Here is a 12989-nt window from a genome sequence, read left to right as displayed (position 1 = left end):
TGGCGGTGACGATTACCGCTAGTGCTTAACAGTGCGTTTTTTAAGCACTAGCGATTATCAAAGAGGCTTTTAGTTTGTGTTTACTACAACGGCAGACTGTTTTAGGTGCTTATCGAGAAACTTGATAAGCGCATGATAGTACACTGCTGCATTCGGTGTGTAATGAAAGCCGTGTCCGACATCGTCCAATACCATCCACTCGTGATCGATGCCGCTGTCTTTCATGGCAAAGTGCAATCGATATGCGTGTTCTATATCAACAACGGTATCGTCGGTGCCATGCGCAATAAACACGGGCTTAGTAATCTTCTTGTATTGATATAGCGGCGAATAGCTAAAGAGCTGCTTTTGCTGCGTAGTAGGGTCGCCCATAATATCAGTAAGCGCGCGAACGGTGTCGTCATCCTGCAAGTCACTGCGTTGGAAGCGAAGCGCAAGGTCGGTAACGCCTGCAAATGATGCAGCACACTCATACAACTCAGGCGAGCGAATTATACTGTAAAGCGCGGAGTAACCACCGTAGCTGCCACCAATAATACAGACTTTGTCTTTATTTACAGGGTAGTTGTCTTTGGTGTGTTGAAGCGCAAGTTCAATGTCATCTTCAATGAGTCTTCCCCACTGCTGCATGCCTTGCTTAAGAAAAGCTTTACCGTAGCCATATGAGCCGCGATAGTTTACCTGCAATGTGGCATAACCCGCGTCTACCAACACCTGTATGTTACCTGAGTAATGTCGCGAGTCGCTTATCCCAATGGGTCCACCGTGAGGGATAACAACTAATGGTGGGTTTTCTACATCAGGTATGGTCAAGAACGCTTCTAATGTAACGCCGTCTTCAGTTTCTAGCTGCAATAACCTGGTTTTGGCTAGATTCTTTTCGTTAAGCCAAGGGTACAACTCAATAAGAGGAGAAAACGCATCGGTTTGACGATTGTAATAAAACGTTTTGCCGGGGTTGGCACTGTCGTCAGCAACAAAAATCATATTATCGCCACTTGCATCCATACCTATTGCATATACGCCATCAATATCGTTTGCGCTTTTCAAACGTGAGGCAAGTTTGCTGTAGTCATCTGAAAAGTAAACTTGTTTAGTCATACCTTTTTCAACGAATGAAACACCAATAACATCTTTTGTTTCAGGGTGCGTAATTGCGCCGGTTAAATCATAGGCATCATGCTCAAAAACCGTATCAGTAAAGCTCATTTGCTCTATGTTAAAGCGCTTTAGCTTTATCTTGTCGCTATTGTGATTGGTAAGTACAAGTAGCTCTGTGCCCTCTTTGTTGCCACCTACCACACTAAGATGGTCGTTGACGTTGGTTGTGAACACCTTTTTATACCGATACTTGCGGGGCTTCGAGCCTGTACGCGCAAATAGTTCTGTTACTTGACCAACTTCACGTGTCCCAGCTAAGCGCCAGCCTTTGGCATCAAAAATCCATTCATGTAATTTCGGCCCGCTTTTATTCAGTCTTAGTTTTTTTCTGAAATCACTTCTCGTGATTTTTTTACTAATGTCGAGCTTAAACAAGTCTACGTGGTAATCGTAGTCTTCATTGGGCTCATAACTAGCGTAAATTGCTTTAGTGGGCTGATTTGGCAGTGTATCTACCCAGTAACCATTTTGTTTTATAAATGACAATCTAAACGCGGGGCTTCCTTCAGGTGTACGGTCTGCAAACTCTACTAAGACATATCGATGGAAGCGATCGTTGGAATGCTGACGTAGCGAAAGAAAATTATCAGATAGCCACTTCATTTCGTAAATTTTATTAAAGTGATTTTCCCAAGACATTATGCCGTTGCGATGGTTTACCTGCTGTTGAGCACGTTGGAAGGTAATAGGCTCATCGGCTTTCATATTTACCAAATCGTAAATAATTAGGTCGTAGGTGCGTAGCTTTGGCTCTATGAAAGCAACGGCCGTACCTGAAGGATTAACCGTGAAAAGCTTGTACTTAGCGCCCCTGAAAAAGTCTTTTAGTTTTGCTTGCTCTTCTGTCAGTGATGCTGCGTGAGTTATTGAAATAACGCTTGAAAGTGCGAGGATAAAAGCGAGCGTCAACGATATAAAAAGCTTCATTATTCGGCTCCTTCTTTCTTAGCATGCGATTGGTAAAAGCCAATGTAATGATCATTCGGATAGATGCCGTTGACCAATGGATATTGCTCTAGATACGGCGAGTGGTCTTGTTCAAGTATCTTAAGAATAATGGAGGTTCTATTGAGCAACCGTGTACGCATGGTCATGCCCATTTTATCAATCATCAACAGGCCTACGTAGTTTAACTTGCCCGCTTGAACTGTGAATGAGAGGTCTTGATCAGTTATGTCGTAATATATTTTTAGAATATTGCCTTGAGCAACAGAGCCAGTGCGCTCGTATATTTCACTCCACCTGTAGGTACCCGCAGGGAGTTTCATTACTTCAATGTGTTGTTCATAGTTTAGCGGCCCAAACTTGTGACTGTTCATTAAGCCACTGCCTTCAAGCACTATATTTTCAGAATAACCTTTTGAGTAAATAGCAATGACGGCATAACCTTCATCGGCTTCAAGAGGAGGTATGTCGCTATCTGCATAAGTGGGAGCAGATAACAAGAGGAGCAAATAAGCGATAACAGCTTTCACGTACTTCATTCCTTTGATAACTATTTTTGCAAGCGCGCTAAGGTACTTGCTGTTGATGAATTATTCAACTCCGCTTTACTAATTTAATGTTGCAGCGCGATCGCTATTTCAAATGGCGCCCGCCGTTTAAATGCAACGTTTGACCTGTTATGTAGTCGCTGTCAAATAGGTAATGCATAGCCTTTACCGCTTCTTGTGCGCCAGGAACTGTTTGTAATAGCGACTTCTTTATTGCCTTTTGTTTGTATTCCTCAGAGTCGTTCTCGTTAAACATAAGTAGTGCAGGCGCAATACTGTTTACCTTTACCTTCGGGGCCAATTTCTTAGCAAAAGACAGTGTTAGGTTGTGCAAAGCTGCTTTGCTTGCTGCATAGGCAGTATGTTTTTCACTTCCTGTGTCTTGTACGTAGTCTGTCATGTGAATAATATCTGCGCCTTCAGGGCAACGAAGCAGAGCATCTTCTAAAGCGAGATTTATTCTATAAGGCGCAATGGCATGTATGGTCATCATGCGTGCCATAAGCCCATGTTTATTGTTACTGTCTTTTTCTTGTGCCCAATCAGAAGCATTGTGAATAATGGCGCGATAGGTATTACTGATTGCCTTAATCTCATCAATTGCTCGATCAATAGCCTCCTCAGTGCTAAAATCCGCGCATATAACCGTTGCGCCTTTTTCTTTAAGTTTCGCAACTGAAGGTTTGTTGGTTCGGTAAGTAACAACCACATTTTGATGATTGTCGAGCAAGCTTTCTGCCATGGCTAAACCTAATCGTTGGCTTGCGCCTGTAATTAGTATGGGTGCGCTCAAAATGATTTCCTTCATTAAATTAACGGTTTATGTAATTTTGTGCCAAGTGCACGATTGGTAGCAACGACGTTAAATAAAAGTTTTGTTGCCGTGTAATGGATCTGTAACGACTTGGCAATCGTAGAAGATCAAAAAAGAAGTAACAACGGAAAAACACATGTTAGCAAAAGAAGCGGTAATTGTGCGTGATGCACTAGACCCCTCTATTTCAGAGTCTGCACAACGCGTACGTGATGCATTAGAAGCTAAAGGTCTTGAAACGCCTATGGCGGAAAATGGCTTGTCAGACGAGCAGAAGCGCAAGCGCATTGAAAGTGCCATGCGTGATGTTATGGAAACGCTTGGCTTAGACCTGGCGGATGATAGTTTGTGCGATACGCCAAACCGAATTGCAAAGATGTATGTGAATGAGGTCTTCAGCGGCCTTGATTATCTGAAATTTCCGAAAATAACAGCCATTGAAAACAAGATGCAAATCGACCAGCCCGTGCAGGTAAGTGACATCAGCCTTACTAGCACATGCGAGCACCACTTTGTGACAATCGATGGCGTTGCAACTGTGTCTTATATTCCAAAAGATACGGTTATTGGTTTATCCAAAATAAACCGCCTTGTAGGTTTCTTTGCGCAGCGTCCACAGGTACAAGAGCGTCTAACGCAACAGGTGTTGGTAGCGCTTCAAGCATTGACCAATACAGAAGATGTTGCCGTAAGCATTAACGCCACGCACTACTGTGTGAAAGCGCGTGGTATTCGCGATACGAATTCGTACACTAAGACAACGGCACTTGGCGGTCGATTCCTTACAGACGCAGATCTCAAGCGAGAGTTCTTCGCGAAATAGTTTTTTTTACCAAGCATCAATAGTGTTTGAGAATATTCGATTGCAAAAAAGCCGCTCACAGAGCGGCTTTTTTATTCCTGTAGAGTCGTTTTTTAAACGCAACCTATTACGCACATACGCACAGCGGCGTTTCATTTCTCCGCTTCTAAAGATTCGATAATTAAGTTTATTCTTCCGCCAATACCGTTTGCAGGCGTTAAACCCAGCACTTTTTTGCAGCAGTCGCACGACGTTTCCTGCTCATGATACATATCTCGTATTGCCGTGCGTTCAAAATTATTTATTGCACCGCAGTAGGGGCACATATACTCCAAAGCATCACTACTTTGCATAGTCTTATCCATTGCTTGTTTACATTTCCGTATGACTCAGCGTTTTAGCCGTATCGATTTTGTCAGGAGCGCACGTCTTAACGTCATGTAAACGTCATAAAAAGTAGCATGCGCTAGCTAAATACAAAACACCAAAGCAACTCTATTTGCTTACGGTAAGTATAGAGGGTATTTACATTACTGCTGATAAATACAGTAAAAATTTGATAAGTAATTGGAAGACTTAGAATTTAACTGTTTGTTAGTTTTTTGAACGGTAAAGATGTGCTAAATTCGGCGGTGAAAAACAGAGAATAAGTGCTGTTTATGCAGACTAAACACAGCGTAAACAGCACAACAAAAGCATTATTTTACATGAAGCCACATTTGCTGATAGGGCGCTAAACTGATGGATGCACTCTTACCATTAACTCGTGAACTGGTTAAAAGGTCATCGCAATCCTGATGATGAACTGCATTTAAAATTGCGCCGTTTACCTGCTGTTGGTGCTCGCTAAAATTGCACAAAACCAATAATTTTTCGCTCTGTTGCCCTTCACGAAGAAATGCAAAGCAATGCTGATTTCCTGATTCGAGAATGTGTGTTTTGGCGTGCCCAAAAATCGCATTCGACTTTCTAATATTCAGCATGTGCTGAAGACCTTGAAACACATCAATGCTGGCTTTTTCTTGAAGGGTTTTTGCGCGCTCTGGTGCAAGTGCCAACGCGGTATCGCTTTGCGTAACGGCAATGCGATTCACCCATCGATCGTCGTGTTTTTTAGCATCGTCATTGCGGTAGCTGTAGTCATTCAGTTTGGCAATCTCGTCACTAGAATACAGCAGCGGAATGCCACCAACGCTAAACGTTATACCGTAAAGCAGCAACATGCGTTTAACCGCTTCATCGATTGACGCTTTATTGTTATTTTTCAGCGCATCCTCAAGACCGCATAATGATGCAAGCGAGCCGCATACTCGACAATCACCGTTTGAAGGATTCTCGGCAAAAGGTACACCGTTGGCAAAACTTCCGCTAAATCGACCCGTGTAAAACTGATTTAAGAAATAACGATGATCAAATGAATTGATGCCAAGTTCTTGCGCCACCGCATCATCGAAAGTCCAGCCAATGTCATCGTGACAGCGAACATAGTTAACCCATGTGCATTCATCAGAAATTGGAAAACTTTTCTTCATTGAACGCGTTAACAGGCGAGTTTTACGCGTTGCCAAAGAATTCCATAACAACGCCATCAACAACGGGTTATAAGATAACTGACACTCGTCTTTATCGATGTACTTTACCACTTCGTCAGGGTGCACAATGGCTTCTGACTTAAACACCACTGCAGGAGCAGCTATTTGAAGACAGCTGTTAAAGGCTTGTATTAGCACATGTGCTTTGTCTTGGTTTTCGCAATTAGTGCCAAGTTCTTTCCATATAAAAGCAAGTGCATCTAAGCGTAGTGCTGCACAACCGATATTAGCGAGAAACAGCATTTCTGCCGTAATGGCGTTGAAGACCTCTGGATTGCTGTAATTCAAATCCCACTGAAAACTGTTAAATGTGGTCCATACCCATTTCTCCATGGTTTCGTTGTAGGTGAAGCTTCCTCGACGAACCTGCGGAAATATCTCTCTTAACGTTTGCTCATATTGATCGGGTAAGGTCCTGTCATCAAACAGGTAGTAATAATTTTGGTATTGTTCATCACCTGCGAGGGCAGCTTTAGCCCATCGGTGCTCATCTGAAGTGTGATTGAACACAAAATCGAGTACCAAATTAATCCCTTCTTTCTGCAGGGCAGTCGCAAGCTTCTCAAGCTCTTTGATAGTACCAAGCGCTGGATTAACTTTGCGATAATCACTTACTGCGTAACCGCCATCACTGTCGCCTTTTGGTGCATCATATAGCGGCATTAAATGCAGATAAGTTATGCCTAGAGCTTTGTAGTAGGGAATACGGTCGTGAAGGTCTTTAAGCGTTGGACCCATTAAATCAACATAGGCGGCCATACCCACTTGGCTTTCATCGCGATACCACAACGGGTTTTCGAGTCGGCTAACATCTAGCGCTTTTAGCGCTGGCTTGCGGTTTTTTATGCCATCTTTAAGAATGCCGACAAGCTGCTGTAGGTGGAAATAGCAATCGTATTGATGACCATACACGTGTGTGTACTTTTGAAACAACGTGGGAAAATGCGCTTTTAATCGGCGCGTAAATAACGCTGCATCTTTCTTTGAAAGATCAGATAAATCCGTAGAAGCCAATATACGGTTTAAACAAACGTTACTGTCGGCAGCATAATTCATAAGTTACTCGCAATCGCTTGGCCATCAAGCGGTTATGGCTTTTAAAAGACACAAACAATTTTTTGCTGGTCTTAAGCATATGTTAACAACTATTAACAATTATCTTAAACGATTAAGCTTGAGGTGCAAATATTTTCCTTCATAAATTTTAAAAAACAGGTCTACATGCGCGAAGTTGTATCTAAACAGCACAGTGTAAATGCTTGTCATGTTTCAAAGACTGTTTTTGAGAAAGGCCGTGTGGCTAAAAAAAGCATGTGGTTGAAAGAAGCAGTGTTGTTTAGAAAGACACAGTTGTTTATTCTCGACATTAGTCTCAACTGCATTATCTGTGTATCTGAATGGAACAATTAGAACAAGCCCAAGTACTTTATGACACCCTCATCGAATTTGCTGTGACGTACAGCTTCCAAATTGTTGGGGCGTTGTTTATTTTTCTTATCGGCTGGTGGCTATCAACTAAAATAGGCACTGCAGTTGAAAATCTTATGGTAAACCGAGATATCGATATAACGCTTAGCCGATTCACTGGCGGTGCTGTTAAAATCGTTATTCTTGCGGTCGTGACAATCATTGCTTTAGGTAACGTAGGAATTAGCGTCACGCCTCTTATTGCAGCGGTTGGCGCCATTGGCTTAGGTGCTGGCTTAGCAATTCAAGGTATGCTGGCAAATTATGCTGCTGGGTTTACCATCATCATCACTCGCCCATTTGTCTTAGGCGACACCATTCGTGTGCAGGGCGTCTCTGGCGTGGTTGATAAGGTAATGTTGCCCTACACCATATTGATTGATGAAGACAATGTACACATTCAAATACCTAATAAACTCATTGTGGGGGAGATCCTTCAAAATTCAGCCGAGCAAATGCTTATTGAGCTTGAGATAGGTGTAGCTTATTCAAGTGACGTTGATAATGTTGCAAGTATCATTACGCAAGCGGTGCAAAGCGTAGAAGGAATCTCTGACGAGAAAGTACCCACTATCGGTATTGATAACTTCGGCGACAGCAGCATTAATTTTGGTGTACGCGTATGGGCGCCAACCACTAAGCATTTTGAAACTCGCTATGCGCTGAATCAGGCAATATTTAACGCGTTACAGAGAGAAAACGTAGAAATTCCGTTTCCTCAACGGGAAGTGCGTATGCTTCAAGACTCGTAAAGCTCAAGCGGTAGTCCGTCTGGATCCTGAAAAAAGGTAAATTGCTTGCCCGTATATTCATCAATTCGCGCTGGCTCGCAAGCCACCCCTTTTTGTTCTAGCAGATCAATAACACTCATTATGTCTGTTACTTGAAAGGCAAGGTGTCTAAGCTCTTGAGCCTCTGGTCGTGATGGACGACTAGGCGCATCAGGAAAAGAAAAAAGCTCTATTTGACTGCCATCAGGTAGCGCTAGGTCGCATTTGTAAGACTTTCTTGCTTCACGATAATTCTCATCAATTACAGTAAACCCCAGTATGTCAGTGTAAAACGCCTTTGAGCGTGGGTAATCGCTGCAGATAATGGCTACATGATGAAAGCCGTTTAGCATAATGTTGTCCTTGAGTATTCAATGAAAACGAAGAATTTTTGTAGGCTTTGTCATTTATTTTTAACGTTAAATAAAGCCGGATATTGCCCTGCATCGTACAGTAGTTGGTAATTTTCAAAAAGCACTAGAAAACAAAGGTTGAAGAAATGCTGAAAAAATTCGGGTTGGTGGTTAGGTCAGTAGCAAGTGCAGCTTTGATGAGCTTCTTTTTATTTGGATGCACGGGCGTGCCCACAAATGTGAGCCCGGTACAAGACTTTGAACTTCCTCGCTACTTGGGGAAGTGGTACGAAATTGCGCGTTTCGATCATAGCTTTGAAGAGGGGCTTTCGAATGTTACAGCAACCTACACCATGCGCGATGACGGCGGTGTAAGCGTTATTAACAGAGGGTACTCAGCAGAAGAGGGTAGCTGGGATGAAGCGCAAGGCAAAGCTTATTTCGTTGGCAACAGCAGCACTGGCCATTTAAAAGTGTCGTTTTTTGGGCCGTTCTACGCCAGCTACGTGATAATGCAATTAGATAAGCAAGACTATCAGTACGCACTTATTACCGGGCCAGACAAAGACTTTCTGTGGATTTTGGCGCGCTCGCCAAACATCAGCAAGGCAACCGTAGAGGCGCTTGTACAAACTGCCAAAAACGCAGGGTATGACACAAATAAACTCATTTGGGTTGAACACGATAAAGCGTAATTTTTTAATTTAAAAAGTACTTTTTGTTTTGGGGAGAACTGCGCCATGCGGCACCATTGTGCTATTATTGCGCGCATCTTCGTTGTTTAAACAGTACTAAGAGAGTTAAGGCATGCAAACGCTTACTATTACTACCCCCGATGATTGGCACCTCCATTTTCGCGACAATGAAATGTTAGCCGAAACTGTTCCAGCAACAGCGCGCTGTTTCCAACGTGCCATCGTTATGCCTAACTTAGTACCGCCCGTGGTTAATGCAGAAATGGCCATGGCTTATAAAACACGTATTGAAGCAGCAAGGCCACAAGGCAGTAACTTCGAGCCTTTAATGACGCTGTTTTTAACCAATCAAACAACGCCACAAGATATTGTTGAAGCAAAAAAAGCAGGGGTTACCGCATGTAAGCTTTATCCTGCAGGGGCCACCACGAATTCAGATGCCGCAGTGAAAGGTATTCAAGCGCTTTACCCTGTGTTTCAGGCTATGCAAGAACAAGGGTTATTATTGCTTATTCACGGTGAAGTTACTGAACACCACATCGATATTTTCGACCGTGAAAAAGCGTTTATTGATCTTCACCTTGGCCCAATTGTTGAAGCGTTCCCCAAGTTAAAAGTGGTTTTTGAACACATTACTACCTCTGATGCAGCCAATTTCGTTGCTCAGGCGAGCGACTTTGTTGGCGCAACAATCACTCCACAGCATTTGCTACTTAACAGAAACGACCTGCTAGTTGGTGGAGTACGCCCTCATAATTACTGTTTACCTGTACTAAAGCGTAATACCCATCAACAAGCACTTCGTGAGATGGTAGCAAGCGGTAACAAAAAATTCTTTTTAGGTACCGACTCTGCGCCGCATGCCAAACATAAAAAAGAGAACGCGTGTGGGTGCGCAGGATGTTACAGTGCGTGGTCGGCTATTGAGCTCTATGCAGAAGTGTTCGAGCAATTAGGTGTGCTTGATAAGCTAGAAGGCTTCGCAAGCCATTATGGTGCTGATTTTTATGGTTTACCTAGAAATACGACTACAATGACATTAGTCAAAGAATCGTGGACGGTACCAGAGCAAGTGACCTTAGCTGATGGTACCGACATGGTGCCATTTTTTGCGGGGCAAACATTACAATGGAAATTGCGCGACGCGTTTCAAAGTTACTTCTAGTCTGTTTCCTCTTCACTAGCAGCCTGTGGAGCCATGCTCTGCAGGCGAAAAGTATATCTTTTACCTATACATTTTCTGATGACCTACAGTCAATAGTGCCTGCAGAGCAACTTAACTCAATTAACGCGTTTGCTTTAAGCTTATTGCTGTCTGCTGCCCCAACCGTTTCTTTTGAAAGCAAAAGCGCAACTCAAAAACAAAAGGGGCAAGCCTACCTGCCTCATATTATATTTAACCTTGTAAGAACAAAAGAAAACGAACTTGAATATGATTGGATCTCGCCAATGTTAGCCTACGAATGTAGCGAGTTATTTGCTTGTACCCCCAATGCGGGTAGCCAAGAAAAAGACGTTGGCGTGGCCTATATTGCCCTCGCTAAAACAGACAATAGTCTGCGAGATGCTGAGTGGCTTAGCGAGAAAGTCAGCGAGTTTAAAACGTCTTCTGAATTTGATGCGCAGGTATCACCGTTAATTGCGCAATTATCGAAAGACTTTCCCAATAGCGCAGAAAAATACGGGTTAGTTAGTTTGGTAGGTGAGTTACATGCAGATACATCAAACTTGTGGGTGATAGCCGATTTGGTGCCACTTTTTTCCGATTTAAGTGAGCGCGGTGAGTTAGAAGGCATTGCAGCAGACTTTGTTCGAGAAGTACTGCATGAAATGGGCATGTCTGATGCCATTTTATCTGCGCCATGGAAACGAATAGCAAAAGAAGCAACTACCAAGTCGAATGTGCTGGTTTTTTCCGTTATTCGAACCGATGAACGAGATGATGTATTTCATTGGGTGACACCAGTCTCAAAGAACTTGCATGGCTTATTTGGTATCGACAAGCCACGCTTTGCTGCCATTCAAGATGTACCCAAAACGTATCGGGTAGGCACGCTAGCGCAAGATTATCGTTATGACATTGCTCTCGATTTGGGATTTCAGGTGAAAGCCTATGAGTCGTGGCAAGCGCTGGTGGATGGGCTTTTTAGAAATGACATCGATGTTCTGTTCGGTTCTCAGGGGGCTGTTGATATTGGTTGTAACCCTGACGGGCTTAAATGTGAGACAATAAAGCTAACCAGTGAATACGATATTTCTACAGCTTACTTGGCACTGTCTAAAACCGACACGTGCGTGTTAGTGCTTGAGAAGCTGAAACTTGCCTCAGCCAAGGCAAGAAAAAGTAAAAAATATAATGAGCAGCTTTCTGCGTGGAGTGAAATGGTCTCGCAGAACTTTGGCATTGCTCATCATACCGAAAACGGTGTAGTACACCTGTGGAACCCAAATTAATGACAGTTGAAACAATCAAGCATCTCAATATACAACCCACCATTGTAAAAGCACTAGACGCCCAAGGCATTTACCAGCTATCTCCTATTCAAGCACAGTCACTTCCCGACGCTCTGCAAGGTAAAGATGTAATAGGCCAAGCACAAACCGGCAGTGGTAAAACACTTTGCTTTGTTATTCCCGCTTTAGAGATGATAGAAGTAAGCAATTTTTCTACGCAGGTATTAATGCTTTGCCCAACGCGCGAACTCGCTGATCAAGTGGCCGAGCAATGCAGATTGGCAGCCAAAGAAATAGGCAATGTTAAGGTAACCACATTGTGTGGTGGACAGCCCATGGGTCCTCAAATCCAGTCGCTTAAGCATAGTCCTCATATTATTGTGGGAACGCCAGGCCGTGTAATGGATCATGTGGAAAAGCGTCGTATCGATTTAAGTAATGTAAAACTGCGCGTATTAGATGAAGCCGACAGAATGTTAGATATGGGCTTTGAGGATGACCTGCGTATTATTTTCGGACAAATGCCTAGCAGCGTTCAAACCTTATTGTTTTCTGCCACATTTACCGAGCAAATTGAACGCGTAGCAAATCAGTATCTATCAAACCCTATTACATGCAAAGTAGAGGCGCAAGATAATAAGCCTGCGATCACGCAACTAGGTTACAGTGTTTTAGCGCACACCCGCACGCAGGCGCTAAAAGCAGTGCTCACTCATTATCAGCCTAAGAACGCGATTGTTTTTTGTAATCGAAAAGTGCAAGTAACCGAAGTGGTTGAAGCGCTTCAAGAAGACGGCTTCAGCGCCGCTGGGTTACAAGGCGACATGGAACAAATTGCGAGAACCGCAGTATTAATGCAATTTGCTAGCGATGCGCTGCAAGTATTGGTAGCAACGGATGTGGCGGCGCGTGGTTTAGATATTGACGACGTTGCATGTGTAATAAATTACACGGTAAGTGAAGAGCCCGAAACGCATATTCATCGAATTGGAAGAACCGCGCGCGCTGGCGCTAAGGGAATGGCGGTCACCTTGGTAAGTGACGAGGAAGAGCACTTCTTGCGAAAAATTGAAGTGCTTCAAGAAAGTGATATTCCAATTAAAGGCGCGCAAAGCCTACGTTTCCATAAAAATAAAATAACGCAGCCAGATTTCACTTGTATTTCATTAAGTGCGGGCAAAAAGCAAAAACTTCGTCCTGGTGATTTAGTGGGGGCATTAACCAAAGATGCGGGAATACCGGGTGATGACGTAGGTAAAATTGCCGTTCAAAATAGTATGAGTTTTGTGGCTGTGAAAGCCCGCAGTGTGAAAAAAGCGATGGCGCAGTTCAGAGAAGGCAAAATAAAGGGCAAGCGAATTAGAGCAAGAAAGCTTTAATTCATACGC

The 12989-nt window shown here is 43.3% G+C and carries 12 protein-coding genes; 6 read left to right on the top strand and 6 right to left on the bottom strand.

What is annotated here, in order from left to right; genetic code table 11:
• Positions 1-69: 69 nt before the first annotated feature.
• The 3 genes from ACGHAV_RS02805 to folM form a co-directional block, all read right to left on the bottom strand.
• Positions 70-2088 (bottom strand): alpha/beta hydrolase family protein, encoded by a 2019-nt coding sequence (locus ACGHAV_RS02805; protein WP_390376152.1) that lies wholly within the window; start codon positions 2086-2088, stop codon positions 70-72.
• The gene (locus ACGHAV_RS02800) at positions 2088-2636 is read right to left on the bottom strand and encodes a hypothetical protein (RefSeq protein ID WP_390376149.1); all 549 of its coding nucleotides are present in this window, start codon (positions 2634-2636) and stop codon (positions 2088-2090) included. The genes ACGHAV_RS02805 and ACGHAV_RS02800 overlap by 1 nt, the downstream gene beginning before the upstream one ends.
• 103 nt (positions 2637-2739) lie before the next feature.
• Positions 2740-3447, bottom strand: a complete 708-nt coding sequence (gene folM / locus ACGHAV_RS02795; protein WP_390376147.1) for a dihydromonapterin reductase — start codon at positions 3445-3447, stop codon at positions 2740-2742.
• Positions 3448-3604: 157 nt separating this feature from the next.
• Here folM and folE point away from each other — a divergent pair, with 157 nt between their 5' ends.
• Positions 3605-4291, top strand: a complete 687-nt coding sequence (folE, locus tag ACGHAV_RS02790) for a GTP cyclohydrolase I FolE (protein ID WP_390376144.1) — start codon at positions 3605-3607, stop codon at positions 4289-4291.
• A gap of 131 nt (positions 4292-4422) precedes the next feature.
• On the opposite strand, the gene ACGHAV_RS02785 is transcribed toward folE, so the two are convergent.
• Both ACGHAV_RS02785 and ACGHAV_RS02780 read right to left on the bottom strand, forming a co-directional pair.
• The gene (locus ACGHAV_RS02785; protein WP_390376141.1) at positions 4423-4635 is read right to left on the bottom strand and encodes a hypothetical protein; all 213 of its coding nucleotides are present in this window, start codon (positions 4633-4635) and stop codon (positions 4423-4425) included.
• A gap of 333 nt (positions 4636-4968) precedes the next feature.
• On the bottom strand, positions 4969-6918 hold the full coding sequence (locus tag ACGHAV_RS02780) for an amylosucrase (RefSeq protein WP_390376138.1): 1950 nt from the start codon (positions 6916-6918) through the stop codon (positions 4969-4971).
• 341 nt (positions 6919-7259) lie between these two features.
• Here ACGHAV_RS02780 and ACGHAV_RS02775 point away from each other — a divergent pair, with 341 nt between their 5' ends.
• The gene (locus ACGHAV_RS02775) at positions 7260-8081 is read left to right on the top strand and encodes a mechanosensitive ion channel family protein (RefSeq protein ID WP_390376135.1); all 822 of its coding nucleotides are present in this window, start codon (positions 7260-7262) and stop codon (positions 8079-8081) included.
• Here ACGHAV_RS02775 and ACGHAV_RS02770 read toward each other — a convergent pair.
• Entirely contained in the window at positions 8069-8452 is a 384-nt protein-coding gene (locus ACGHAV_RS02770; protein ID WP_390376133.1) for a VOC family protein, read from the bottom strand. The genes ACGHAV_RS02775 and ACGHAV_RS02770 overlap by 13 nt on opposite strands.
• A 197-nt stretch (positions 8453-8649) precedes the next feature.
• Between ACGHAV_RS02770 and ACGHAV_RS02765 the strand changes: the two genes are divergently transcribed.
• The 4 genes from ACGHAV_RS02765 (at position 8650) to dbpA (ending at position 12980) form a co-directional block, all read left to right on the top strand.
• Entirely contained in the window at positions 8650-9147 is a 498-nt protein-coding gene (locus ACGHAV_RS02765) for a lipocalin family protein (RefSeq protein ID WP_390376979.1), read from the top strand.
• 112 nt (positions 9148-9259) lie between these two features.
• The gene (pyrC, locus tag ACGHAV_RS02760; protein ID WP_390376130.1) at positions 9260-10312 is read left to right on the top strand and encodes a dihydroorotase; all 1053 of its coding nucleotides are present in this window, start codon (positions 9260-9262) and stop codon (positions 10310-10312) included.
• A complete protein-coding gene (locus tag ACGHAV_RS02755) occupies positions 10276-11601 on the top strand; it encodes a substrate-binding periplasmic protein (RefSeq protein ID WP_390376128.1) in 1326 nt (441 codons plus the stop codon). Before pyrC ends, ACGHAV_RS02755 begins: the two co-directional genes overlap by 37 nt.
• The gene (gene dbpA / locus ACGHAV_RS02750; protein WP_390376125.1) at positions 11601-12980 is read left to right on the top strand and encodes an ATP-dependent RNA helicase DbpA; all 1380 of its coding nucleotides are present in this window, start codon (positions 11601-11603) and stop codon (positions 12978-12980) included. Before ACGHAV_RS02755 ends, dbpA begins: the two co-directional genes overlap by 1 nt.
• Positions 12981-12989: the final 9 nt, after the last annotated feature.

This window comes from Alteromonas sp. MTD1 (assembly GCF_042848195.1).
GTDB lineage: Bacteria > Pseudomonadota > Gammaproteobacteria > Enterobacterales > Alteromonadaceae > Alteromonas.
This window is presented reverse-complemented; position numbering and strand designations above follow the sequence as displayed.